General features: G+C 65.4%; 21 protein-coding genes. 11 read left to right on the forward strand and 10 right to left on the reverse strand.

All coding sequences use genetic code 11. The features are described from left to right. Positions 1 to 49 precede the first annotated feature (49 nt). The 3 genes from ESP57_RS04240 to ESP57_RS18375 all read right to left on the reverse strand — a co-directional run bounded on the left by ESP57_RS04240 (position 50) and on the right by ESP57_RS18375 (position 1,720). The gene (locus ESP57_RS04240) at positions 50 to 370 is read right to left on the reverse strand and encodes a WhiB family transcriptional regulator (protein WP_082571351.1); all 321 of its coding nucleotides are present in this window, start codon (positions 368 to 370) and stop codon (positions 50 to 52) included. Between the two features lie 154 nt (positions 371 to 524). Further along, positions 525 to 1,493: a UDP-glucose 4-epimerase GalE gene (gene galE, locus ESP57_RS04245; RefSeq protein WP_115957378.1), complete on the reverse strand. Its 969-nt coding sequence runs from the start codon at positions 1,491 to 1,493 to the stop codon at positions 525 to 527. A 77-nt stretch (positions 1,494 to 1,570) separates the two neighbouring features. Next, on the reverse strand, positions 1,571 to 1,720 hold the full coding sequence (locus ESP57_RS18375) for a hypothetical protein (protein ID WP_157377055.1): 150 nt from the start codon (positions 1,718 to 1,720) through the stop codon (positions 1,571 to 1,573). An 84-nt stretch (positions 1,721 to 1,804) separates the two neighbouring features. On the opposite strand from ESP57_RS18375, the gene ESP57_RS04250 reads away from it, so the two are divergent. Continuing rightward, positions 1,805 to 2,761: a GlxA family transcriptional regulator gene (locus tag ESP57_RS04250; RefSeq protein ID WP_129230636.1), complete on the forward strand. Its 957-nt coding sequence runs from the start codon at positions 1,805 to 1,807 to the stop codon at positions 2,759 to 2,761. Here ESP57_RS04250 and manA read toward each other — a convergent pair. Then, positions 2,758 to 4,014, reverse strand: coding sequence for a mannose-6-phosphate isomerase, class I (gene manA / locus ESP57_RS04255; protein ID WP_129230637.1), 1,257 nt, complete (start codon positions 4,012 to 4,014; stop codon positions 2,758 to 2,760). The two genes, ESP57_RS04250 and manA, sit on opposite strands and share 4 nt — an antisense overlap. A gap of 168 nt (positions 4,015 to 4,182) precedes the next feature. Between manA and ESP57_RS04260 the strand changes: the two genes are divergently transcribed. The 3 genes from ESP57_RS04260 to ESP57_RS04270 all read left to right on the forward strand — a co-directional run bounded on the left by ESP57_RS04260 (position 4,183) and on the right by ESP57_RS04270 (position 7,947). Continuing rightward, entirely contained in the window at positions 4,183 to 5,175 is a 993-nt protein-coding gene (locus ESP57_RS04260; protein WP_129230638.1) for a glycosyltransferase family 2 protein, read from the forward strand. 59 nt (positions 5,176 to 5,234) lie between these two features. Continuing rightward, positions 5,235 to 6,599, forward strand: coding sequence for an O-antigen ligase family protein (locus ESP57_RS04265; protein WP_129230639.1), 1,365 nt, complete (start codon positions 5,235 to 5,237; stop codon positions 6,597 to 6,599). A gap of 61 nt (positions 6,600 to 6,660) precedes the next feature. Continuing rightward, complete coding sequence (locus tag ESP57_RS04270; protein WP_243648391.1) at positions 6,661 to 7,947, forward strand: O-antigen ligase family protein; 1,287 nt, start codon at positions 6,661 to 6,663, stop codon at positions 7,945 to 7,947. A 20-nt stretch (positions 7,948 to 7,967) separates the two neighbouring features. Here the strand turns inward: ESP57_RS04270 and ESP57_RS04275 are convergent, their stop codons facing one another. After that, a complete protein-coding gene (locus ESP57_RS04275) occupies positions 7,968 to 8,594 on the reverse strand; it encodes a class I SAM-dependent methyltransferase (protein ID WP_129230641.1) in 627 nt (208 codons plus the stop codon). Between the two features lie 204 nt (positions 8,595 to 8,798). Between ESP57_RS04275 and ESP57_RS04280 the strand changes: the two genes are divergently transcribed. Genes ESP57_RS04280 through ESP57_RS04290 form a run of 3 tightly spaced genes read left to right on the forward strand, consistent with a single transcriptional unit; the run spans position 8,799 to position 11,683 of the window. After that, positions 8,799 to 9,662: an ABC transporter permease gene (locus tag ESP57_RS04280; RefSeq protein WP_129230642.1), complete on the forward strand. Its 864-nt coding sequence runs from the start codon at positions 8,799 to 8,801 to the stop codon at positions 9,660 to 9,662. Beyond that, positions 9,646 to 10,398, forward strand: coding sequence for an ABC transporter ATP-binding protein (locus ESP57_RS04285; RefSeq protein WP_243648392.1), 753 nt, complete (start codon positions 9,646 to 9,648; stop codon positions 10,396 to 10,398). Before ESP57_RS04280 ends, ESP57_RS04285 begins: the two co-directional genes overlap by 17 nt. Continuing rightward, positions 10,391 to 11,683 carry a lipopolysaccharide biosynthesis protein gene (locus tag ESP57_RS04290; protein WP_129230644.1) on the forward strand — a complete coding sequence of 431 codons (1,293 nt, stop codon included), beginning with the start codon at positions 10,391 to 10,393 and terminating at the stop codon, positions 11,681 to 11,683. The genes ESP57_RS04285 and ESP57_RS04290 overlap by 8 nt, the downstream gene beginning before the upstream one ends. 87 nt (positions 11,684 to 11,770) lie before the next feature. Here the strand turns inward: ESP57_RS04290 and ESP57_RS04295 are convergent, their stop codons facing one another. Both ESP57_RS04295 and ESP57_RS04300 read right to left on the reverse strand, forming a co-directional pair. Next, complete coding sequence (locus ESP57_RS04295) at positions 11,771 to 12,142, reverse strand: DUF2304 domain-containing protein (RefSeq protein WP_129230645.1); 372 nt, start codon at positions 12,140 to 12,142, stop codon at positions 11,771 to 11,773. Continuing rightward, positions 12,139 to 12,876, reverse strand: a complete 738-nt coding sequence (locus ESP57_RS04300) for a glycosyltransferase family 2 protein (RefSeq protein WP_207904472.1) — start codon at positions 12,874 to 12,876, stop codon at positions 12,139 to 12,141. The genes ESP57_RS04295 and ESP57_RS04300 overlap by 4 nt, the downstream gene beginning before the upstream one ends. Before the next feature lie 128 nt (positions 12,877 to 13,004). On the opposite strand from ESP57_RS04300, the gene ESP57_RS04305 reads away from it, so the two are divergent. Genes ESP57_RS04305 through wecB form a run of 4 tightly spaced genes read left to right on the forward strand, consistent with a single transcriptional unit; the run spans position 13,005 to position 17,205 of the window. Then, on the forward strand, positions 13,005 to 14,126 hold the full coding sequence (locus tag ESP57_RS04305) for a glycosyltransferase (protein ID WP_243648421.1): 1,122 nt from the start codon (positions 13,005 to 13,007) through the stop codon (positions 14,124 to 14,126). A gap of 10 nt (positions 14,127 to 14,136) precedes the next feature. Further along, positions 14,137 to 15,024 (forward strand): dTDP-4-dehydrorhamnose reductase family protein, encoded by an 888-nt coding sequence (locus ESP57_RS04310; protein ID WP_165877367.1) that lies wholly within the window; start codon positions 14,137 to 14,139, stop codon positions 15,022 to 15,024. Positions 15,025 to 15,043: 19 nt separating this feature from the next. After that, positions 15,044 to 16,072 carry a polysaccharide biosynthesis protein gene (locus tag ESP57_RS04315; RefSeq protein WP_129230648.1) on the forward strand — a complete coding sequence of 343 codons (1,029 nt, stop codon included), beginning with the start codon at positions 15,044 to 15,046 and terminating at the stop codon, positions 16,070 to 16,072. Positions 16,073 to 16,074: 2 nt separating this feature from the next. Beyond that, a complete protein-coding gene (wecB, locus tag ESP57_RS04320; RefSeq protein ID WP_243648393.1) occupies positions 16,075 to 17,205 on the forward strand; it encodes a non-hydrolyzing UDP-N-acetylglucosamine 2-epimerase in 1,131 nt (376 codons plus the stop codon). Positions 17,206 to 17,388: 183 nt separating this feature from the next. On the opposite strand, the gene ESP57_RS04325 is transcribed toward wecB, so the two are convergent. The 3 genes from ESP57_RS04325 to ESP57_RS04335 all read right to left on the reverse strand — a co-directional run bounded on the left by ESP57_RS04325 (position 17,389) and on the right by ESP57_RS04335 (position 23,935). Beyond that, positions 17,389 to 19,344 carry a DUF7657 domain-containing protein gene (locus ESP57_RS04325; protein WP_129230650.1) on the reverse strand — a complete coding sequence of 652 codons (1,956 nt, stop codon included), beginning with the start codon at positions 19,342 to 19,344 and terminating at the stop codon, positions 17,389 to 17,391. A 94-nt stretch (positions 19,345 to 19,438) separates the two neighbouring features. Then, positions 19,439 to 21,787, reverse strand: coding sequence for a hypothetical protein (locus ESP57_RS04330; RefSeq protein ID WP_129230651.1), 2,349 nt, complete (start codon positions 21,785 to 21,787; stop codon positions 19,439 to 19,441). A gap of 165 nt (positions 21,788 to 21,952) precedes the next feature. Beyond that, a complete protein-coding gene (locus ESP57_RS04335; protein WP_129230652.1) occupies positions 21,953 to 23,935 on the reverse strand; it encodes a glycosyltransferase in 1,983 nt (660 codons plus the stop codon). Between the last annotated feature and the right edge of the window lie 31 nt (positions 23,936 to 23,966).

The following is a 23,966-nucleotide window of genomic DNA, read 5'->3' on the forward strand; positions in this document are numbered from 1 at the left end:
GACCGCGGGAGGTCGCGAGTGCGGAGCTCGCCGTGGCGAGCTCCGCGACTCAGACCGCTCGTTTGCGGAGCTTGCGCCGCTCCCGCTCGGAGAGTCCGCCCCAGATGCCGAACCGCTCGTCGTTGCCGAGCGCGTACTCGAGACACTGGTTGCGCACCTCGCATCCGGTGCAGATCTTCTTCGCATCCCTGGTCGATCCGCCCTTTTCGGGGAAGAACGCCTCGGGATCGGTCTGCGCGCACAGCGCGTCGCTCTGCCATGCCAACGGATTGTCATCGTCTGAGACTGCGCGAACCCCCGGAACGCCCAGCCTGACAGGATCGATGAACCAATCGTCAGGTACTCCAGAACGATATTCAGGATTGCTCATATCGTCTCCCACCCAGTTGTACCGACCACCCAGAGGGTGTGTCATGACCAATTACACCGGTGTAATTCCCGTGAGTCAAGTCGCAGATCGTAAACCCTCATGCGGCCATCGAGGCTTGATGGCCGTCTCGACACGCCGGGACGTTGAGCAGACGTTATGAAGCGGATGCCGCGCGGCGGGCGCGCCACGCACTCTCGACCATCTCGGTGAGCGTGTGACGCATGCGCCAGTCGAGGTCACGGGCCGCGAGTTCACCCGAGGCGACGATGCGAGCGGGGTCTCCGCCGCGGCGCGGGCCGACCTCGGGAGCGAACTCGATGCCGGTGACGTCGGCGACCGCTCGCATGATCTCCCCGACCGAGACGCCGTCTCCGGAGCCGAGATTGTAGACCGGCTCGAGGCCGTCGCCGGCGTCGAGGCGACGCGCGGCGACGACGTGGGCCTCGGCGAGATCGGCGACGTGGATGTAGTCGCGGACGCACGTGCCGTCGGGCGTCGGGTAGTCGCCGCCGTTGATGCGCGGGGTGCGCCCGGCGAGGAGGGCGTCGAAGACGAGCGGGAAGAGGTTGTGCGGGCTCACGTCGTAGACCTCCGGCGTGCCCGAGCCGACGACGTTGAAGTAGCGCAGGCTCGTGTGACGGAGGCTCGACGCCTTCGCTTGGTCGGCCAGCAACCACTCGCCGATGAGCTTGGACTCGCCATAGGGCGACTCCGGGCGCTTCGGAGTCGCCTCGGTCACGAGGTCGACGTCGGGCGTGCCGTACACGGCGGCGCTCGACGAGAAGACGATGCGATCGACGCCCTTCGACTCCATCGCCGCGAGCAGCGTCGTGGTGCCGGTCACGTTCTGGCGGTAGGTGTGCAGCGGGCGCTCGACCGAGACCCCCGCGTACTTGAACCCGGCGAGGTGCACGACACCCGTGACGCCGTGCTCTTCGATGGCCCGTTCGATCGCGGCGCCGTCGAGGATGCTGCCGTGGACGAACGGGGTCGCCTTCGGAACGAAGTCGGTCTTTCCCGACGAGAGGTCATCGAGCACGACGGCTCCGATGCCCTGGGCCTCGAATGCGCGCACGACGTGCGCGCCGATGTAGCCCGCTCCCCCGGTGACCAGCCAGCTCATGTTCCCACCTTCCGGCCGGGTGTCTCCCCGCCGGAGTCGATCGTATCCGGGAGCGGCGCTCGCCCGCTCCGGTCCGATCAGGCGGGCCGCGTGGGCTGGTGCTCGGCGTGGCGGGTGCGGTCGCGGATCTCCGGTCGACCGTAGCCATCGGTGTCGAGGCGGAGCACGGTGGCGAGCACGCCCCAGACGGCGAGTCCCGCGAGGACGAGGAAGATGATCGTGGTCATGGCAGTAAATCTATGACTTGAGAGATACTGCCGAAAGTGGCAGAGTGGACATCAAACGACCGATTCCTGCCAACGGAGGCCGCCGTGCTCCAGACCATCGCCTGCATCGCCATGCCACAGATGGCGCCGTTCGAATTCGGCGTGATCTGCGAGGTGTTCGGCATCGACCGCAGCGACACCGGGGGCCCGACCTTCGACTTCCACGTCGTCGCGGCCGATCCCGGGCCCATCCCCACGAAGCTCGGCTTCGACATCGTCGTGCACGAGGGGCTCGACTTCGCCCGCACCGCCGACCTGGTCGCCGTTCCGGCCGCCCTGATCGACGAACCGGTCGACGAGCGCGTCTCCCAGGTGCTGCGGGAGGCGGTCGAGCGCGGCGCCTGGGTGCTCTCGGTGTGCTCGGGCGCCTTCACGCTCGGCCGCGCGGGCGTGCTCGACGGCCGCCGAGCCACGACCCACTGGATGTACACGGAGCGGCTCGCCGGCATGTTCCCCCGTGCCGACGTCGACGCCGACGTGCTCTTCGTGCAGGACGACAAGGTGGTCACCGGCGCAGGCACTGCCGCCGGCATCGACGCGGCCCTCCACATCGTGCGCACCGAGCTCGGCGCCAGTGCCGCGAACATGATCGCCCGCCGCATGGTCGTGCCGCCGCAACGAGATGGCGGTCAGTCGCAATTCATCCAGACCCCGGTCACCGAGTGCCGGAGCGATTCGTTCGCGAAGATCACGGAGTGGATGGTAGAGCACCTCGACGAAGACCTCACGGTCGACCTTCTCGCGCGCAAGGCGCTCATGTCGCCCCGCACGTTCGCCCGCCGGTTCCGGGCCGAGACGGGCACGACGCCGAATGCGTGGCTCAATCGCCAGCGGCTGCTGCGCGCCCAGCAGCTGCTCGAGGAGACCTCGTTCACGCTCGAGGAGATCGCCCGCGACACCGGGTTCGGGGCCGCCGCCGTCATGCGGCACCACTTCGTGAAGGTGCTCCAGACGACGCCGACCGCCTACCGCCGTCTCTTCGGCATGCGGGTCGCCTCCTAGGCGGAGACCAGCTCCGGCGTCCCCGTCGTCGCGATCCAGGCGATGCCGGGGCCGGTGATCGAGAGTTCGCCCTCATCCGGCGTTACGTACGCCGAGCCGCCGCGACCGAGCGAGACGGATGCCCCGGTGCCGCCGCCGATCGTGACGCCGTCGCGTTCGACGACCACGATCGCAGGCCCGTCGAGGGCGACCCGGGCAGGCTCGGCCGCAGGCTCGACCCGGTACAGCTCGAAATCGGGCACGTCGGGGCGGAACACGGCGACCCCGGGCGAGACCTCGATCGGAGCGAGGTACGGCGCGGGGATCGGCGTGAAGTCGAGCACGTCGAGGAGCTCCGTGACGTCGATGTGCTTCGGCGTGAGGCCGCCGCGAAGCACGTTGTCGCTCGCAGCCATGAGCTCGATGCCGAGACCGTCGAGGTAGGCGTGGATGTTGCCGGCGGCGAGGTACAGCGCCTCGCCGCGCACGAGGCGCACCCGGTTCAGCAGCAGCGAGATCACGACCCCCGGGTCGCCCGGGTACGCCGCGGCGAGTGCCCCGACCGTCTCGAACGAGCGGGAGTACGGAGAGGCCAGCGCAAGCTCGGAGGTCGCGAGCTCCTCGACGCGGTCGATCACCCACGACGCCTCGCCGGTGTCGCCGCCGCGACCGTCGCGCAGCAGCCACTCGACGGTGTCGCGCAGCGGGTCGGCTCCCGACAGGTGGGACTCGAGCAGGTCGAGTGCGGAAGGATCGGGCTCGGGCGCCGCGGCATCCGCTGCCCGCAGCGATTCGAGCACGCCGCGCACCTCGTCGAGCGGACGGAACCCCGAGAGCGCGTCGAACGTGTCGCTCACGGCGACGATCAGCTCGGGCTTGTGGAACTCGTCCTTGTAGTTGCGGTCGTATGCCGAGAGCGGCACGCCGTCGGCCTCCTCACGGGCGAAGCCGGCACGCGCCTGGGCGGGCGTCGGATGCGCCTGCAACGAGAGCGGCGCGGCCGCCGCCAGCACCTTCAGGAGGAAGGGCAACCGAGCCCCCTCGGCGGCGAGACGAGGACCGAGCGCCTGCTCGGGTGCGGCGGCGATCCACGACGCGAGGTCGGCGTGTCCGACGGATGCGGCGTCGAGCAGCTGCGCCGGTGACCCCGGGTGGGCGCCGAGCCACAGCTCGGCCTCGGGCGCTCCGGATGACTCGGTTCCGCGGAACTCCGCGATCGCCGTCGTGGAGCCCCACGCGTAGTCGCGCGGGGTGTTGCCGATGGCAATGAACATGCTCGAGGTTCCTCCCGGTCGTCAGGCTCCAAGCTACCAAGCCGTGGACTTTCGTCGGCCTGGAGCACCGCGTCCCCACCGGCGCATCCTGGATTCGACGCCACGTGTGAACGTGTAGCATCTGTGTCCGGGCCCGGTCCGCCGGTAGACGATGGATCGAGGAATGGCATGAACGCGCGAGTCGCCGTGGTGGTACGGACCAAGGATCGTCCGCTTCTGCTTCGTCGGGCATTGCGCTCCATATTGGCTCAGAGCCACGACGACTACGTCGTCGTGGTGGTGAACGACGGCGGCGACGAGTCGGACTTCGCATCGGTGCTCGACGAGTTCCGACCGCTGCTCGGCGAGCGGCTGCATCCCGTCCGCCACGCACGATCGCTCGGACGCTGGCCCAGCGCGACGGCAGGTGTCGACGCCGTCGACTCGGAGTTCATCGTCATCCACGATGACGACGACACGTGGGGTCCCGACTTCCTCGCGACGACGGTCGCTCACCTCGATGCGCATGCTGAGTCCGCCGGCGTCAGCGTGCGCACGACGATCATCTGGGAGAGCATCGAGGGCGACCGGATCACCGAGCTCGGTCGCGACGTGTTCCACCCGTCCATGACGGACCTCCTCCTCGCAGACCACCTCTACAAGAACCGTTTCGTGCCGATCTCCTTCCTCTATCGGCGCAGCCTGTACCGCGAGCTCGGCGGATTCAATGAGGAGCTGCAGGTCGTGGGCGACTGGGAATTCCACATTCGCGCCCTGACAGCAGCGAGAATCGATTTCCTCCCCGACGAAGGCCTGGCCTTCTGGCACCAACGTCCCGGAACCGTGGGCGCTGCGGGCAACAGCGTGATCGATCTCGACCATTTGCACGACCGATACGACCGCCTGGTCAGGGACGAGCGTCTCGTGGCCTACGTGCGAGAGTACGGGAGCGGCCTGCCTCTGTATCTCACGCACCTCCTCCACGAGCAGCGACGACTCGCAGTCGACGAAACCCGCGCGGCGATGCGAGACGAACTGCATGCGCAACTCGGGCCGCTCCGCGATCAGATCGATCGTCTCCAGGCGATCGCCGACGACGGCTTCATTCCTATTCTGCGTCGCAAGTACTGGGCCCTGCGTCGCCGGCTCTCCGGCACTCGAACGCCAGACCCTCAGAACTGAGCGAGCACACGCCATCTCGGGCCGTGAAGGCGCGCATCGCGCGCGATAGCCTTGGAGCCATGATCACCGGCCCGAGCCGAACCCTTACCGGCGCATACGCGACGTTCGCGCTGTTCACGGTGCTCGCGGGCCAGTTCTGGCGCAACCTCCTCGGCTGGTGGGGCTTCGGCATGATCGCCCTCCTCGTCGTCGGCGGCGCTGTTGCACTCCTCGTGTCGTCGAAACCGTCGTGGAATTGGCGGCGTACGCCGAAGTCGACCATGTTCTTCCTCCTGCTTGCGACGCTCTCCGTCGCCTGGTCCTTCTATCCCGGAGCATCCGCCCTCGGCGTCTGCCTCCTGCTCGTCACCTCGGTCGTCGCACTCGCCCTGGTGTACTGCCTGCCGTGGACGCGCTTCGTCCGAGCGCTCGGCGGGGCGATCAAGTGGGTGCTCGGTCTGTCGCTCGCATTCGAGCTCTGGGTCGCGATCTACGTCCGCGGCCCGGTACTCCCGAACTTTCCGGACTTCGAAGTCACCGGCGAGAAGCTGCCGATGGCGTTCTACTGGTCCCGCGGGCTGCTGTTCGACGGCGGCCCGATCGAGGGAATCGTCGCGAGCCGCAATCTCCTCGCGATGGTCGCCCTGCTCGGGCTCATCGTCTTCGGCTCGATGCTCGCGACGCGGAGTATGCGTCGGGCATCCGGGATCGGGTGGCTCGTCGTCTCGGCGCTCGTCTTCGTGCTGACGCGGTCCGCGACCGTCATCCTCGTCGCAGCCGTCGTCGCCGTCGCATTCGCATTCGTGATCTGGGCACGCCGTGTCGGACCTGAGCGCCGTCGGGGCGTGTACTGGGCGGCCACGGGCGCGCTCGCGGCATCCGTCACTCTCCTGCTCGTGTTCTGGAACGGGCTACTCGATCTATTCGGCAAGAGCGAGGACCTCACGGGCCGGTTCGACATCTGGAATGCCGTGATCGGCCTCGCCGTCGAGCGTCCGTGGTTCGGCTGGGGCTGGGTCGGCTACTGGGCGCCATGGGTGGAACCGTTCGACGACCTCGCCGTGCGAAAGGGTGTCACCTACCTTCAGGCGCACAACGCATGGCTCGACGTATGGATGCAGCTCGGCATCGTCGGCCTCATCGCATTCGCTTCGATCGTCATCGGTGCGCTCTGGCGGGCGTGGTTCCTCGCCGTCGACCGGCCGAGGGACCCCATGGGCGAGCCGCTCCCCTATTCGGCCGCTTCCCTCGTCCCGCTGCTCGTGCTCGTCGCCCTCGTCGGTCAGAGCTTCGCCGAGAGTCGGATCCTCGTCGAAGGCGGCTGGGTGTTGCTCATCGCGATCGCATGGTCGACGAAGCGCCGCCAATGGGCGCCCGAGCCGCTCCCCGCCGAGCCTGCGCCTGTTCTGGGGTCGCGGATGCTGCCACCGGATGTCATCCGATGACCCTCGTCCAGCCGTGGGCTCCGGACAGTCGTCGATGAACAATCCTGCCGGAGAGTCCGCCATGCGCCAGGCGGTCAGAGCGTTCATCGGGTCTGCGCGCTTCGCGCAGGCGTTGACGCTCGTCGCCGTCGGGCTCTCGTTCTCGACTCATGCGGTCCGGGTCCTCATCGGTGTTCCCGGGCTCGTTGCGGCCCTCGCCGGCCTGCTCGTGCTGTGCGCCGCGTCTCTCGTCGCCCGGTGGCGAGCCGTCGAATGGTACGGCATCCTTCCGCTCACGATCCTCGTGTTCGTCGCCTGGTGCACCGCTTCCGTCATCTGGAGCACCCTGCCCGCGCTCACCTCGATCACTCGGGTCGGCTATCTCCTGGCCTTCACCCTGGTCGGAATCTACATCGCACTGATGCGGGACACCATCCAGATCGTGCGGGCGTTCGGCGATGTCCTGCGGATGCTGCTCGGTGTCTCGCTCGCGCTCGAGGTGTTGTCCGGAATCATCCTCGACGTGCCGATCAAGGTACTCGGCATCCAGGCGAACCTCACGCAGCTCGGTCCCATCCAGGGCATCTTCGGCTCTCGAAACATGCTCGGTTTCGTCGCCCTCATCGCCCTGCTCACCTTCATCGTCGAGTGGCGCACGAGCATCGTGCAGCGTCCTCGCGCGCTCGCGTCGATCGCACTCGCCGGAATCTGCCTCGTCTTGTCAGGGTCGCCGACGACCTGGTTCGCGCTCGGCGCCGCTCTCGTCGCCCTCCTCGCGCTGTACGGGCTGAGGCGTGCCTCTGCGCCGACCAGGTGGCGTTGGCAGATCGGTCTGCTCGTCACGGGGGTCGTGGTGCTCGTGGCGGGCTGGCTCCTCCGAATGCGCATCATCGAACTGCTCGACGCCCGAAGCGAGTTCGATGTGCGACTCGACGTCTGGCGCGAGTTGTCCCGTTACTTGAACCTCAACCCGCTTCAGGGCTGGGGCTGGGTCGGGCCGTGGCCCGACGCGCCGCCGTATACGTGGATCGAGTTGGCGACGGGGCGGCCGCACGGCTCCGCGCTGAACGCCTACATCGATGCGTACTTCCAAGTCGGCGTCATCGGGGCGCTGCTCTTCATCGCCCTGCTCGGCGTCGCACTCGTTCGTGCGTGGCTCCTCGCGTCGACGCGACGCAGCGTCGTCTACGTGTGGCCGGCGCTCATGCTCGTCGCGATCGCCGTCACCTCGTTCGCAGAGAGCTTCGCGCTCGTCGAAGGCGGCTGGATGCTGCTCGTGGTGTGCGCGGTGAAGGCGGCCAGGGACATGAGCTGGCGAGACGCATTGTATGCTGCGCGTTCGCCGGCGGAGCCGGGTTCACCGGCCTGAGACTGTTCTGGTCGGGCAGCTCACGGGAGCGTCGCGACGACGACGAACTCGTTGTAGATGAACATGGAGCCGCTCCAACGCGGGAACGGGAACGAGTAGGAACGCTCGAGACGCAGGCCGAGCGCGCGAACGATCTCATGAAGGCCCTCGAAGTCCACGAACTCGATGTGCGTCGGGTCGGACGCGTACCCGCGCTCCTGCGGTGTGACGAAGCAGACCCGTCCGCCCGAGCGCAGATACGGAAGGTACCGGCGCACGAGTTCGATCGCCTCCCCGCGAGGCATGTGCTCGAGAACATGTGCGAACAGGAGCGAATCGAACGCGTCCGCCACCGCGTACGACGACGCCTGGAATTCTTCGACGGTGAATGCGACGTGGCCACGCTTCTTCGCGATGGCGATGGAAGCCGCGTTGTGGTCGACGCCGACGGCGTGTTCGAGATTCGCGAGATTTCGCCCGATACCGCAGCCGACATCGAGTGTACGACCGATGAGCACGCGACGAAGGTTCCATCGGTACGGCGCTTGGACGGGGAGGATCTTCTTCCACCACTTCGACTGCCGACGGCGGAGCCGCTCGGCGTACGCCTCGGTCGACGTCAGCGGCGCACCCTCAGCAGACACTCCACCACCAAGCTCGTCCGCCATGCGTCGAAGCTACCAATACACGCAGTCGATGCGATACTCGGAGTCACCACATGTCCCGGTTCCGGGGTCTTGCGTCGGCGGACATGGAAGCGCAGGTGCGATCGAATCTCGATGAACGCGATCGGCGGCGTGACGTTCCGGCGAACCGCACTAGAATTGTGGATCGTGCGCGTGGCGTACCAGAAGTGATGAAGGCGGGTTTCATTGAGTACTGCCCAGGCCGAGGCGGCCGGATTCGTTGTACCCGGCCGAAGCCGTGGCATTATCGACGTCTTCCGATTCCGCTATCTCCTGCGTCTCCTCGTCCGAAAGGGCATCCTGACCCGGTACCACGGCTCGGTGCTCGGATGGACGTGGTCGTATGTCAAGCCGGCCGCTCAGTTTCTCGTGTTCTACTTCGTTTTCGGCATATTCCTCGACTTGAACCGAGGAATACCGGCGTTCCCGATCTACCTGTTCTCCGGCATCATCGTCATCAACCTCTTCACAGAGGCATTCAGCAACGCGACGAAGTCGATCGTAGACAACGCCCCATTGGTGAAGAAGATCTACCTCCCGCGCGAGTTGTTCCCGGCCGCCGCGGTCATTGTGGCGTTCGTCCACTTCCTGCCACAACTTGCGATCCTGACCGTGGTCTGCGTATTCGTCGGATGGATACCGACCCTGGTCGGAATTGCGGGGATCCTGACCGGCGCACTGATCATCATCGTGCTCGCGACAGGACTCGGTTTGCTGTTCGGCGCCGTGAACGTCTCCTTCCGCGACGCACAGAACTTCGTCGAGCTCATCCTCCTCTTCGCCACGTGGACCTCGCCCGTGCTGTACAGCTGGACGATGGTGCGAGACGTGGTGGAGCCGTGGGTGCTCGAGTTGTACATGCTGAACCCGATCACCTCCGCGGTCGAGCTGTTCCATGAAGGATTCTGGGCGCCGCTGGTCGACGTTTCCGACCGGCCACCGATGCTTTGGCTCAATGCGATGCTCGGGCTGGGATTGTCACTCGTACTGCTGTTCGTCGGACAGCTGGTCTTCCGTCGCTTGGAGGGTCGCTTTGCGCAAGATCTCTAGCACCCAGGGCGACGCCCGAATTATCGTCGACGGCATCGGAAAGACCTTCGTCCTTCGCCACACGCACTCCTTCAAAGAGGCCTTCATCGCAGTGCTGCGACGGAAGAAGATCTCGACGGTCTTCAAGGCACTTGACGGCGTCGACTTCGCGGTGCGCGAAGGCGAATCGGTCGCCCTTCTCGGTTTCAACGGCTCGGGCAAGTCCACCCTGTTGAAGCTCATTTCCGGCGTCCTCAAGCCCGACTCGGGTCGAGTGCTCACCCGCGGACGCGTGGCGGGACTCATCGAGGTCGGCGCCGGGTTCCATCCCGACCTCTCCGGCAGGGAGAACGTCTTCCTCAACGCCGCGATCCTCGGCATGTCGAAGCGGGAGATCACCGAGCGCTTCGATGCGATCGTCGAGTTCTCCGAGATCGGAGAGTTCATCGACACGGAGGTCAAGCACTACTCCAGCGGCATGTTCGTGCGCCTGGCGTTCTCCGTTGCGATCCACACCGAGCTCGACATCCTCCTCGTCGATGAGGTCCTCGCCGTCGGCGATGCCCCGTTCCGTGAGAAGTGCAAGGCCAAGATCGCCGAACTCTCATCGCAGGGAAAGACCATGCTCGTCGTCAGTCACGACATCGACATGGTGACGGCACTCTGCGAACGCGGCATCCTCCTTCGGCACGGAAATGTCGTCTTCGACGGCGAAATCGACAAGGCCGTCTCCGCGCTCCGAGCACAGGATGTCTGACGCGACCGAGTTGCATGGCCCCTTCGAGGAGGCTACCGGCGACAGCACCGGTGCAGGTGCGCTTCCGGTCCTCGTCGCCACGGCGATCGTCGGAATCGCCGGATACGTCATCACGTGGCTCGTGCCGCGGATCGTCGGCGTCGCCGAATACTCCATCTTCGCGATCTTCTGGGCCTTCACCTTCCTCGTCGCAGCGGGACTCTCCGGAATCCAGCAGGAGGTCTCACGAGCCACTCGGCCGAGGACCTCGCCCTCCGACGCGGATCACGGACGGGCCCATGCCGGCCGCTTCGCCGTCACGACAGCCGTCATCGTGTTCGTCGTCATCCTCGGTACCGCACCGCTGTGGGTCGATGTGGTGTTCCCCTCCGACGGCTGGACACTGGTCTGGCCCCTCGCGACCGGTGCCGCCTCGTACACACTGCTGGCCGTCCTGACTGGCTCGCTGTACGGGACGACGGCGTGGCGCCCGCTCTTCTGGGTCATCTTGATCGAGGGCGTCCTCCGTCTGGCGCTTATCGCAGCGGTGCTCACGTTGACGCACGACCATGTCTGGCTCGCATGGGCGGTGGCAGCTCCGTTCGCTGCCACCGTCGCGATCATGTGGCCGGCGACTCGACGTCGTCTGACCGGCAGGACCGTCCTCGACGTGGGATATCGCCAACTCGTGTGGAACGTCGCCCGGACGATCGTGGCTGCGACCGCGATGGGAGCTCTCGTCAGCGGATTCCCTCTCTTACTGAGCCTCGCGGTACCACGGGCGGATCCTCAGCAGTTCGGGTTGCTCGTGTTGGCGGCAACGCTGGTGAGGGCGCCGCTCATCGTCGTCGGAATGGCGCTGCAGAGCTACCTGGTCGTGCTCTTCCGAAATCGGCAGGACTCCTTCTGGAAGATCCTCATGCTTCTCGAGGGGCTCGTGCTGGTGGTCGGCGCGCTCCTTGCGCTGCTCGGATGGTGGCTCGGCCCGGCCGTGTTCGGGTTCCTCTACCCCGGTGAGCCGGAACCGAGCGGGGCCCTTATCGCCACGCTCGTCGGATCGTCCGCCCTCGTGGGCGCGCTCTGCATCACTGCGCCCGCAGTGCTCTCGCGGTCTCGCCATATCGCGTTCACTGCCGGATGGGTCGTTGCGGCAGTCGTGACGATCGGCTGCCTCCTGATCCCCCTGCCACTCGAGGCTCGCACCATCCTCGCGCTCGTCGCCGGACCGGCGACCGGTCTCGCGGTCCACCTCGGTGCGCTTCTGGCGGCTCGACGCGAACGCGAGCCTGAAGAGGCAGTCGCCTGACACAGCGTTGATGATCCGGCGGTGGCCGACGGATCGCCCGCTCAGACCCCGACGATCGCCCGCATCAACGCGACCGTGACGGTCGGATCAGTCGCCGGAGTGACCGGCGAGGCGTCGCTCGAGCTCACGGATTCGGAGATCCTGCATGGCGGTCTCCTCCGCGAGCCGTCGGGTCTTGCTCTCGAGCTTCGTCAGTTCGGAACTGTGCTGCAAGCAGACCAGGAACAGTATGGCGATGCTCACAAAGAACACGAGGTTGATCGGCACCTCGATGCCGATCACATTCGCCGCCCACTCCAGCGTCCCGGGGAAGATGCCCACGATGAGCGCGAGCGTCCCGGCGAGGAGCCACCAGAGCGCATGCCGCTCCCGCAGACGACGATGCCGGAGCATCTCGACGACGACCAGCAGGATCGCGAGCGCCGCAGCGACGGCGAAGATATGGCTCGTAGGGGTCACGCGTCGGCACTCCCGACCTGGAAAGTGGACTTGGGGCGGATCAGGGCGAAGACGAGCGCGAGTCCGGCTCGTCCCAGGTACACGGCGGACTTCACCGGATCATGGGACGGCACGCCTCCGGCACGCGGTCTCATCGCGACGGGAACCTGCCGGATCGTGCAGTCCGCACGAGCAGCGATGACGAGTGCTTCGATGGTGTCTCCCAGGTACTCGGCCGGGTAGTGCTCGGCGAAGAGCCTGACCGCCCTCGGACCGGACGCCCTGAACCCCGAGGTCGTGTCCGTGAGCTTCGACTTCGCGACCCTGCTGAGCACTCGAGCGAGCACACGCATGGCCCAGCGGCGAGGCCCGCGAACCTCGTACTCCCCTTGGCCGGCGAACCGGGCTCCCATGACGAGATCAGCCGTGTCGAGTGCGGCAAGGAGCTCGGGCACGTTGGCGGGATCGTGCTGACCGTCTGCGTCGATCTGCACGACGATGTCGTAGTTGTTCTGCAGCGCGTAGCGAAATCCTGCCCGCATCGCCCCGCCGACTCCGAGGTTGAAGGGGAGCTTGAGCACTGCGGCACCCGCATCGTTCGCAACAGCGGCGGTTCGATCGCGCGAGCCGTCGTCAACGACGAGACAACCCGCGTCCGGCAGGGCGGCACGCACTTCCTTCACGACCCCGACCACCGATGCTTCCTCGTTGAAGGCAGGGAGCACGACGAGGACGCGTGGGGCGGAGGGAATCACCCATCGATCGTAGCAACTCGCTCGGACCGGGCCGTCGCATAGGATTGGTGGTCGCGTCAATCAGGAGGAACTCCATGCGTCTGCTCTTCATCCACGAGGTGAACTACGAGGCGAAGGTCATCTACGAGATGCACGAGTTCCCCGAGCTGCTCGCGCTCCGTGGACACGACGTGACGTTCTTCCACTATCCCGAAGGCTCGGGGCGACGTTCGGCTCGCACACGCCGCGAACGCATCGCCGGCCGGGCCTACTCGAATGCCCGACTCGAGTTGATCACGCCTCCGACGTTCGGCGGCGCGCCGGCCGAACGAGTGCTCGCGCCCCTGATCGATGCGCCCGCCTTGCGACGCGAGATTCGTCACGGCGGCTATGACGCGATCGTTCTCTACGCCGTTCCGACGACCGGATGGCAGACCGTGGCGTTCGCTCGACGAGCCGGCGTCCCCGTCATCTTCCGCGCTCTCGATGTCTCGCATGCCATCAGGGAGACGCCGTTCAATGCCTTGATTCGCCGCGCCGAGAAGTACGTCTACCGCAACGCGGACCTGATCTCGGCGAACAACCCCGCGATGGCGGACTACTGCGTCACGGCATCGGCGAGGCGCGGGCCGGTCAGCGTCGATCTCCCACCCGTCGACCTGGAACATTTCGAGCGTGCCGCCAAACCGGTTCGTTCCCGCTACGGTCTGCGCGACGACGACCGAGTCATCGCCTATATGGGGAGCTTCTTCGAATTCTCGGGCCTCGATCTCGTCATTCCGGCGATCGCGCCCCTCATGGCACGTGACGAGCGCCTCCGGCTTCTGCTGATCGGAGGGGGAACGCTCGACCAGCGACTGCGAGATCTCGCCGAGCACCATGGATTGTCCGATCGGATCATCTTCACCGGCGTGGTTCCGTATGCGGAGCTGCCCGAGCATCTCCGGGCCGCCGACGTGGCGATCAACCCCTTCCTCCCACTCCAGGTGACGCATGTCGCATTCCCGCACAAGGTGCTCCAGTACATGGCAGCCGGGGTCCCGGCTGTGTCGACCTCGCTCGACGGTCTGCGCGGGGTTCTGGGTGACGACTCCGGCGTGACGTGGGCCGACGGGCCGCAGACGGTCATCGAGGCGGCGGTGTCGCTCGCCGAACAGGATGCGGAGCTTCGTGCGTCGATTTCCGCGCGGCAACGAGCGTTCGTCGACGCGACATTCTCACTCGATCTCGCCGTCTCGGGCTTCGAACGGACCATCGGATCGGTCGGCTAGCATGGAACCCATGAGTTCGCGCGTTCTCGTCCTCGGAGCTACGGGGATGCTCGGAAGTACCATCGTGCGCCGGTTTCACGAGGCGGGTTTCGACGTCACGGCAACCGCACGGCGCACGGCAGACCTCCCCGACGGGATAGCGCTCCGGACCTTCGACGTCGAACACGACGAGATCGCATCGATCGTCGCCGACTTCGGTGTGGGCGACACCGTGATCAATTGCATCGGCGTGATCCGTCATCTCATGAAGGACGATGTCGTGGCCGACCGCCTGCGAGCCATTCGAGTCAATGCGGAATTCCCGTACGCCCTCGCCGCCGCTGCTGAAACACAGGGCTTCCGCGTCCTTCAGATCGCAACGGACTGCGTGTATTCAGGACTCGAGGGCGCCTACGATGAGACGGCCGTGCACGACGCCTATGACGTTTACGGCAAGACGAAAAGCCTCGGAGAGACGCCCAGCCCGCAGGTCCTGCACCTTCGCTGTTCGATCATCGGCACGGAGCTCGGCTCTGCCACATCCTTGCTCGAGTGGGTGCGTTCCCAGCCCATCGGCGCGACGCTGAACGGCTTCACCGACCACCGTTGGAACGGCGTGACGACAGACGCATTCGCGGATGTCGCGGTCGGACTCGTCCGTTCTGGTTCCACCCTGAGCGGTGTGCAACATCTCATTCCCGCTGATGCGCTGACGAAAGACGAGTTGGTGCAGGTCATCGCCGAGGCATTCGGACGGGACGACCTCGACATCCGTCCGGTGTCGACCGGCACAGGGGTCGACCGGACGCTTTCGACCATTTCTCCGGATATCAGCCGGCAGTTGTGGAGCGACGCCGACTACGACCACCCTCCCACGATCGCGGAAATGGTCGGCGCCACGGCGACGGTCCACGCGTAGACCCTCAAGAGAGACAGGCATGACCACAACGCTCAACGACGCCACCGTCACCATCACCGGCGGTACCGGCTCCTTCGGCTCGACGATGGCGAAGCACCTCCTGACCCAGGGCGTCGCCGAGGTGCGGATCTTCAGCCGCGACGAATCGAAGCAGGACGCGATGCGCCATGCCGTCGCCGACCCTCGGATGCGTTTCTACCTCGGCGATGTCCGAGACGCGCAGAGTGTCGCACGTGCCGTCCGCGGCAGCGACCTGGTCTTCCACGCTGCCGCCTTGAAGCAGGTGCCCTCCGGTGAGTTCTTCCCGATGGAGACCGTTGCGACCAACATCCACGGAAGTGCGAACGTCATCCGCGCCGCCGTCGATAGCAACGTGAAGTCCGTCGTCTGCCTCAGCACCGACAAGGCGGTCTATCCCATCAATGCGATGGGCATGACGAAAGCGCTCATGGAGAAGACCGCGATGGCGATGGCCCGCGATTTCATCGACTCGGATACGACGATCTCGGTCACCCGCTACGGCAACGTCATGTACTCGCGGGGTTCCGTCATTCCGCTCTTCCTGAATCAGCTCACCTCAGGTCGGCCGCTCACGATCACCGATCCCAACATGACGCGCTTCCTGATGTCGCTCGCAGAATCGGTCGACCTCGTCCAGTACGCCTTCACCGAGGCCAAGACAGGCGACCTGTTCGTGCGCAAGGCTCCGGCCAGCACGGTTGAGACCCTCCTTCGCGCGGTCGCGAACATCGCCGGCGTCGCGAACCCGTCCGTCGAGGTCATCGGCGTCCGGCACGGCGAGAAGCTCTACGAGTCCCTCCTCGGTTCCGAGGAGGCGGCCAACGCAGAAGACCGCGGCGGCTACTACCGGGTGCCACTCGACACGCGCTCACTCGACTACCGTCCGTACTTCGAGGAAGGCAGCCCCGAAGCGCCGCCCGCCGAGTCGTACACCTCCCACAACACGACCAGGCTCGATGTCCAGGAGGTCGAGGACCTTCTGATGACCCTGCCCGAGATTCAGGAATTCGTGAGGGACCGAGGCTGATGGTGTCGCGCCCCACTATCGTCACCATCGTCGGCACCCGACCCGAGATCATCCGACTTTCACGGGTCATCGAGCACCTCGACCGGTCCAGCAACCACGTCCTCGTCCACACCGGTCAGAACCACGACCGCCAGTTGAACGAGGTGTTCTTCGAAGAGCTCGGCATCCGGCAGCCGGACCACTACCTGAACGTCGACACGTCGAGTCTCGGCACGGTCATGGGCGATGTGCTGCGCAAGAGCGAAGCGATCTTCAACACCGTCAAACCCGACGGCGTCCTGGTGCTCGGCGACACGAACAGTGCGATCTCCGTCGTGATGGCGAAGCGCATGCACATTCCGACGTACCACATGGAGGCGGGAAACCGTTCCTTCGATGAGAACGTGCCCGAAGAGACCAACCGTCGCCTCGTGGATCACGTTGCAGACTTCAACCTCGCGTACACCGAGCATGCTCGACGCAACCTTCTCGCCGAAGGATTGTCGCCGCGGCGCATCATGGTGTCGGGATCTCCGATGCGGGAGGTACTCGACCACTACGGTCCCGACATCGAGGCGTCCCGCGTCCTGGAGCACTTCGATCTCACCCCCGGGGAGTACTTCGTCGTCAGCGCCCACCGTCAGGAGAACGTCGATTCCCCCGAGCGGCTGAAGCGACTCCTCAAGGCCCTCAAGGCGGTTCGCGAGCGATACGGCCTTCCGGTGCTGGTGTCGACCCATCCGCGTACGCGCAAGCGCCTCGAAGAGACACAGGGCGGCGCCGAGATCGAGGGCGTGAATTTCCACGAGCCGTTCGGGTTCCTCGACTACTGCAAGCTGCAGAGCAATGCTCGGTGCGTGATCTCCGACAGCGGAACGATCAGTGAGGAGTCTGCGATCCTCGGCTTCCCCGCCGTGACCATTCGCGACTCGATGGAGCGCCCGGAAGCCCTCGACACGGGCGCGATCGTGATGACGGGTCTGCACGCCGCGGAAGTCATCGCCGGCATCGACGAAGTCACGCGGGATTCATCCCTGCCTCAGCTCGCACCGTTCGACTATCTCGCTCCCGACACCTCTCGGCGTGTCGTGCGGTTCATCCTGTCGACCATCGGCCGGCATCACGAATGGGCTGGGATCCGCTCGCTGTCCTGAGCGGACCGCGTCCGACAGTGGGCGGGCATCACGCGATCGCCACCTGTCGCGTGAGTTCTATGGACGCACCTCATAGAGGTGTAACGTCTTGCCCGCCCACTCGACGGAGCCGTCCTCACGAACGCAGGATCCCTCGAGCCGCTTGGACGACGCGAGATGCCCGAGCCCATCCGACTACATCGTTCACGGGGTCTCGTACAGGTAGACAGTGCGACCTGACCAGTTCGCGGTTCCGGCATCGACGAGACACGAGGAGTCGATGGCTTCCGCCGATGCGATGTGGCCGAGTTCCGGGAATCGCTCCTTGAGGTCGCAGGGATCGATCCGAACCCACGTCGTATCGAAGCCCGACGTCGTGATCTCGAGTTCCTCTCCCGGTGCGAAGACGAACGGAATGTACCCGCCGCCGCGGTTCCACGCGAACTCGAACTCGTGGTCGGGATCGAGTCGCTCCCACTGAGCCACGTCAGGTCCGGAGCGCTGGAAGCCGGACAGCGATGGCACACCATTGGCGAGCATGAGGCTCTCGAATCCGGGCGCATCAGTGGCCCAATAGGTGCCGTCGGCACGGGACTCGGCACCGAGATCCTGGAGTGTGCGCGCCACATCGGACGAACGGAATTCACCAAGTCCAAAGAGGATCGGCTGGGAGCGAACGACCGGCAGAAGGGCGAGGACGCCCGCCAGAAGAACAGGCCACAACTTGCGCGGGAAGAGCGTCACGAAGAAGACTGCAATCGCCGCGCCGCCCGCAGCGGCGAGGATCTGCCAGCTCTGCATCGTAGGAGCCGCCTCTTCGCGGAACAACGAGACGGCGTATGCCGTCACGAAGCCGACCGTCACCGCTGAGACGATCGCGGCCGTGTAGTCGCGCCGCAGCGGAGCCTTCGAGAGGATCAGTGCGACGACGATGATCGCGAGAATGCCGATGACCTGGGCCGCTCGGTACGGTGGCACCAGATTCAACACGGGGATCCGTTCGCCGAGAGCACCAGTGCTGACCGTACACCAGCCGAGCCAGGTCAGCGTCCACGCGCCGAGGACGATGAGTGGGAGGTTGTCACGGACGCGCCCGAAATTCCGGTACGCCACGATCAAAATCGCTGCCCAGAACACGCAGACTGTGAAGGATGCTGAGAGCTCGCTTGCGTTCGAGACGATCGGGTCGTGCCGAGAGAGGGCGTCGTACCCGGGTGCGCCGAAGAGCATCGCGAACGACTGGGCGAGGCTCCCTGATCGACGCGAGCCGGGGTAGACCGTTCCAACCATCGACTCGAGGCCCTCGCGATTCTCGAGGAAGACGCCTGCCGCCAGAATGAGGGCGATGGACCCGCTCACCGCGATGGGGACGATCCGTTGCGGCCATGTCGTCTTCGTCGCGACGATGCGAAGCACCGTGGCAAGGAGTACCGGGACGCCGAGGATGATCGACCAGGGTGCGTACACGGTCGGAATGGACGCAAGGAGGATTCCTGCGACGACCATCACGATGCCCGCACGGACGAAACGACGGGAGATGAAGAGCTCAGCGGCGATCGCCAGAGCCAAGCTGCCGGCTACCGCATACGCCAGCACGCCCACAGGGCCGAGCGACCACCAGGCGACCGACGGCGAGAACGCGATCAACAGGGTGGCGAGCCACCCCATTCGGCGTGTTCCACCCATGCGCTCGACCCAGAACGGCAGGCTGAACACCAGGAAGATCATCGGCAGCCACCACACCAGCGAGAAGACCATGGTGTCGGGGAGGAAGCTCGTCATCCAGAGCAGTGCCGTCGGGAAGAAGACGATCGTCTCGAAGAATCCACCGGACGAGAAGCGGTGCGCGATGTCCGCCGGCGCACCGAGGGGGCTGAGCGTCGGAGGCCCGCCCGTGGTCATCATGGACATCCAAAGCGGCGAGTTCACATTGTACTCGTCCGAACGGATCCACTGAGGCATGCCGATCTGGGTGATGTCCGGGTCAGATGGGTTCTCGGAGAACCACGCCATCCCGATCGATGAAGTGGTCATCCCCGTCAGGATGAACGCAGCGAAGAGAGCGGCGGCCGCAACGGTCATCCAATTGTCGTTCGCTATCAGCCATGCGCCAGCACGGCGCGTTGCGCGCTGAAAACGGCTCTCCTCGAGGCTCGGCATCGAAGTTACTCCCTCAGTGCCCACCGGGCGTGCTCGTCCCGGGGCGGCGGTCACATGATAAACGGCCGCGACGGTCTACGAGGCCCTCACGATTCTAGGCGCCCGTACCGAGCGGGATGTCACCGAGGCCGCCGGCGCCCGTGGTGAGGATGACGGGCGCGGAGCCCCCGGCCAACTCGAGCAGGCGGTCCCAACTCGGGACAGGACGACGCACAGCTCCCGAGAGAAAAAAGACCGTCGGCGAGTCGACCGTCTTCACGAAGACACTTCCCAGTTCGGAAGCGCTCGAGATCTTCAGACGCGCACACGTATCCGATGCGACGTTCGTGACCGCGATCCCTGTGGGGTTGCTCGCCGTGATCGGATACAAGGTGCCGTTGACGCCCAACAGCAACCGACCATTGCAGGAGAGGACACGCGTCAAGTAACCGCTGGCGACCGAGTAGCTCGACAGAGCATTTGCAGGGACCGTCGACCAGCTCGCGCGGCCGAGCTCAGTCGTTGAAACGAAGGAGGACACCGGGATCCTCTTCTCGGCGCCGTCGATGAAATAGAGCATCGGGTCCGAAGACGACTTCACGACGCTCGCGGGTTCGAGCGTGGGCACGAGGGGAAGGCTCATGAGCGTCGCCGCCGTGACTGTCATGATGGTCGGCACGGCACCGTTGTTGTTGGCGAGCAGCTCGTCCCAGCTCGACATGGCGCGCAGCTTTCCACCCGTCACGAGGTACACCGTCGACGAGGTCGCGCTCTTCATGAAGAGTTCGCCCGTGATTGCTCCGCCACGGGGCATTCGCTGGCAGGTGTCGGCGGACACCTCGGCGACCGACAGTCCTCCATTCGCCGCCGAGCCCGTCCACGAATGGAGGCGAGCACCGGCAGTTACGTATGTCGCGCCGTTGCAGCGGACTGCAAGGGACAAGAAGCCCGGACCCGTCGTGTAGCCATCGAGGATGCCCTGCGGCACCGTCAGGTACCCATTCGCGCCGAACTCCGACGCGACGGCGAACGATGTGATCTGGATCTTGCGGTCGAACCCGTCGACGAAGAAGACGGCGTCACTGCTGGAGGACTTGACGAGCGTTTGCGGATTGAGGATCGTCTTCAGGAGCGGATAGCGCGGAACGACGTCGGCACGCATAGTGACGACATACGGTGCGCTTCCGCCATTCAGTTTCACGGCCGCCGCCCAGTCATAGACGTGTACGCGTCCACCCGGAACGAAGTAATTCAGATCCGCGGAACCGGGGACGACGAAGAACGGCGTGATCATGCCACCGGTCGACCATCGAGCCAGCTGGCCCGGCGTCAGGTCGATCGCATCGCCGCAGGAGTAGCCGTACTGGGCCATGAGCTCGCACGAAGGGAACTGGTTCTTGCTCCCCCAGCGCTGCGCGAGGTACACCGCTCCCGAGGTCGGATCGCGGACGACCGTGGTCGCCCACTTCGCCGACGTCGAGTAGGTGTCGAGGTAGCTCTGCGAAACGACACGATATGTGCCGAGTGGGCTGAGGCTCTCGTACACCTCCATCGACGGGACCGGATACTTCACGGTGCCCGCGAGGAGGTAGAGCGTCGGATTCGCCGAGGTGCGCGCAAAATACGAGCCCCCGGTCGTACTGCCGAACCAGTCGGTGAACATTCGGAAGAAGTTGCGGTTCCCGTACGAAGAACAGCCGTCCCCGGTGCCATACATGTTGTTCAGCGCAGCCTGGTTGGGACGATAGGGAGTGTAGAGGTAGAGCCCCGCCGTCGCCTGGTTGTCGATAAAGACCTGAGAGCTGCCGCACGCACTGTTCGGGTGCCACTGGATCGTGTTCCAGCGACCGGCCTGGTACCCCCGTCCGTCGGGCGAGGCCTGATACTTCTTGAACTGCCACGCCGCGTTGTACACCTGATTGAAGAAGCCGTAGTACAGCGCATCGCAATCAGCGGTATCGGGACACCCGTATCCAGTCGCTGAGCGGAACTGTCGCTCCGTCGGCCATGTGTCGGTGACGAGTCCCTGCTCCTTCTCGAGCAACACGATCAGCACCTGCGGGTTTATTCCGCAGATGCTCGCGACGGAAGCGATGATCTGGGCGGCCGTCTGGCTGGGAGCACCGCCGTAGGCTGCGCAACCGGCGGCCTTCGCCGATTGGCTCGTCGTGTTCTGCCTGAAGTCCTTGAGGCACGTGTACCCCGCACGGCAACTCGGAACGCGGGCGTTCAAGAACGCCTGAATCTGACTCACGTTCATGGTGCCGGCATCGTAGAACACGGCATCCGACATGATGTTGCCCGCGTTGAAGTCCGCACCGGATGCCGCCTGCGCCGAAGGTGGCGCCGGCGACACCGTCACGCTGAACGCGACGAGCGTGCCGGCCGCGAGAATCATGGCGGCCGCGAGTGCGAGCGAACGCCGGCCGAACCCGGTTCTCGACAATTTGGGGACGGTGATCACGTGCGCGCTCCTCGTTCGACGAAGACGAGAGTGATGCCACGCAATGACCGGTACCCTCGGGCGCGCTACCGATCAGGACAGTGACCTCGTCCGTTCCAAGGTAGCGGAATGATCGTCGTACCAGCCGGATTGCCACACTGCCGAGTCAGATGCAGGGTGTCACGCTCACTGCTGATCAGGGAACAGCGACTGTTCCCACCGTTCGAGGGAGGTGATTCCCGGGAGCGCTTGCCGGTACTCCCCACTCAGTTCGGTCCAGCGCCGACGATACGCTCGGTTCAGTCGGATCGAGTCACGCAGCAGCTTCCGGAACATGGGTGGCCTGCGCGCGTGAAGGGTCGCTCCGGACCCTTCAGCGTTCGAGACGAGCACGCTGTCGTAGTTGGGCACCTCGAACCACCGAGCATCCTGGAATGAGAGATGAGCCTGCGGGCGCGAATCCGCTCCGGCGGCCGGTGCGCGGAACGCGTGCCTGAACACCTGCGACCACATCCACCGGGCGAAAGCGAATCCATGCGGACCGGGATTCGAGCGCCCGGTCGTCACTGCCATGATCTCGCGGGCGGGGAAGTGCGGAATCTGCGTCGTGTCGCGGATCACCTTCGCCTCGGTGAATCCCTCCGCCATTGCTCGAACCCGCGCAAGCCTGTCGCGCATGTCCGTGTGCAGTTGTTCCGGCCCCTCAAGCACATTCCGGATGGCCTCATGGCGCATCGCGACCGTGTAGTAGTCCATGGTCAACAGGTTCTTCACGTCGCCGGCGAGATTCGACCGACTGAGCCGACCCCCGCGAGGCTCGGGCGAGTGGAGAAGGGCCGCAACGAGGCGATTCCGAGCATGGAAGAACGCCTGCCAGTCATGCGAGTCGTCCTTGTCCACCCACGAGACGTGCCACACTGCCGCACCCGGCAGGCTGACCGTTGCGACGCCGTGTTCCCTCGCCCTCAGCGAGTACTCCGCGTCATCCCATTTGATGAAGACGGGCAGCGATGCGCCGATCTCGTTGATCACCGACACCGGGATGAGCGACATCCACCAGCCATTGTAATCGACGTCGAACCGGCGATGCAGCCACGCGGTCTGCCGGAGGTTCGACTCACCGAAGTCGTGCCTGCCCGGCGTGAACGGCCCCCACATGAAGGGCGACCAGTGGATGCCCTCGGCATAGGCATGCAGCTTCGCCTTGTCGTACATATCGAACATGTGCCCGCCGACGATCGTCGGCTCCACGCAGAAGTTGGCGAACGTCAGCGCACGAAGGAGGCTCTCCGGTTCGATCTCCACATCGTCGTCGAGGAGCACGATGTAGTCGGACTCCCCAGCTCGGCTGGTCTCCAGCATCCCGCGCGAGAAGCCGCCGGATCCGCCGAGGTTCGCCTGTTCGATCAGCCGGAGCTTGCCCTCGAGGCTCTGCTCAGCGGCGGCGTAACCCGCGTTCTCGCGAATCTTCTCGGAGCCCTGGTCGACGACGAGCACTCGGTCGAGCGAGGCCAGGACCGTCTTGTCTTCGCCGATCTCTCGCAGCAGCGTCGTGCAGTAATCGCCGCGATTGAGCGTCGTGATAGACACCGTGGCCGTGCCGTGAACGCGGGGCGCTGCCCCCTCGGGAGCTAACCAGTCCGCCTGCACGAGCTCGAACGGGGCATCCCCCGCGACGAGGTCGAACCAGAGCCATCCGCCATCGAGGAACGAGGCGAACGAGAGTTCGAACTCGGTCGTCGTCTCGCCGGTGACTTCGGCGCTGTCGATGCGCTGGATGACGCCACGCGCGTTCGATCGGAACACGAGGATCCTGCCCGGACCGTTCGTACGAACGCGCAGCCTCACCCCGTCGAGATTCGTCCAGGCGTTCCAGTAGCTCGCGGGGAAGGCATTGAAATAGCTCGCGAAGGACACCGTCTTGAACGACGGCAATTCGATGCCGCGCCGGCCTCGTAACCAGCTGAGGCCGGTCTTGTTCGTCAGACGAGTCGCCAGCTTGTTGTGTCCCTCGGTGAAAACGCCGCGGATCTTGGCCAGCTGGTCCTGTTCGTCATCGGGGATGTAAGCCCACGACCACGTTTCGGGGTCGAGGAACAACGGAAGCGCTTGCGGATCCCCGTGCTCGGGGAATATCACGCGCTGCAGGACGGTCTGGTCAGTACTCATGATGTGGGGTCTCGTTCGATCTCGTCAGGCG

It is taken from the genome of Agromyces fucosus, assembly GCF_004134865.1.
In the GTDB taxonomy this organism is placed as follows: Bacteria; Actinomycetota; Actinomycetes; order Actinomycetales; family Microbacteriaceae; genus Agromyces; species Agromyces fucosus.

What these genes read in the sequence shown, in the direction of transcription:
- ESP57_RS04240 (WP_082571351.1), bottom strand. Translation starts at nt 370, where the DNA reads ATGAGCAATCCTGAATATCGTTCTGGAGTACCTGACGATTGGTTCATC.
- galE (WP_115957378.1), bottom strand. Translation starts at nt 1,493, where the DNA reads ATGAGCTGGCTGGTCACCGGGGGAGCGGGCTACATCGGCGCGCACGTC.
- ESP57_RS18375 (WP_157377055.1), bottom strand. Translation starts at nt 1,720, where the DNA reads ATGACCACGATCATCTTCCTCGTCCTCGCGGGACTCGCCGTCTGGGGC.
- manA (WP_129230637.1), bottom strand. Translation starts at nt 4,014, where the DNA reads ATGTTCATTGCCATCGGCAACACCCCGCGCGACTACGCGTGGGGCTCC.
- ESP57_RS04260 (WP_129230638.1), top strand. Translation starts at nt 4,183, where the DNA reads ATGAACGCGCGAGTCGCCGTGGTGGTACGGACCAAGGATCGTCCGCTT.
- ESP57_RS04265 (WP_129230639.1), top strand. Translation starts at nt 5,235, where the DNA reads ATGATCACCGGCCCGAGCCGAACCCTTACCGGCGCATACGCGACGTTC.
- ESP57_RS04270 (WP_243648391.1), top strand. Translation starts at nt 6,661, where the DNA reads ATGCGCCAGGCGGTCAGAGCGTTCATCGGGTCTGCGCGCTTCGCGCAG.
- ESP57_RS04275 (WP_129230641.1), bottom strand. Translation starts at nt 8,594, where the DNA reads ATGGCGGACGAGCTTGGTGGTGGAGTGTCTGCTGAGGGTGCGCCGCTG.
- ESP57_RS04290 (WP_129230644.1), top strand. Translation starts at nt 10,391, where the DNA reads ATGTCTGACGCGACCGAGTTGCATGGCCCCTTCGAGGAGGCTACCGGC.
- ESP57_RS04305 (WP_243648421.1), top strand. Translation starts at nt 13,005, where the DNA reads ATGCACGAGTTCCCCGAGCTGCTCGCGCTCCGTGGACACGACGTGACG.
- ESP57_RS04310 (WP_165877367.1), top strand. Translation starts at nt 14,137, where the DNA reads ATGAGTTCGCGCGTTCTCGTCCTCGGAGCTACGGGGATGCTCGGAAGT.
- ESP57_RS04315 (WP_129230648.1), top strand. Translation starts at nt 15,044, where the DNA reads ATGACCACAACGCTCAACGACGCCACCGTCACCATCACCGGCGGTACC.
- ESP57_RS04325 (WP_129230650.1), bottom strand. Translation starts at nt 19,344, where the DNA reads ATGCCGAGCCTCGAGGAGAGCCGTTTTCAGCGCGCAACGCGCCGTGCT.
- ESP57_RS04335 (WP_129230652.1), bottom strand. Translation starts at nt 23,935, where the DNA reads ATGAGTACTGACCAGACCGTCCTGCAGCGCGTGATATTCCCCGAGCAC.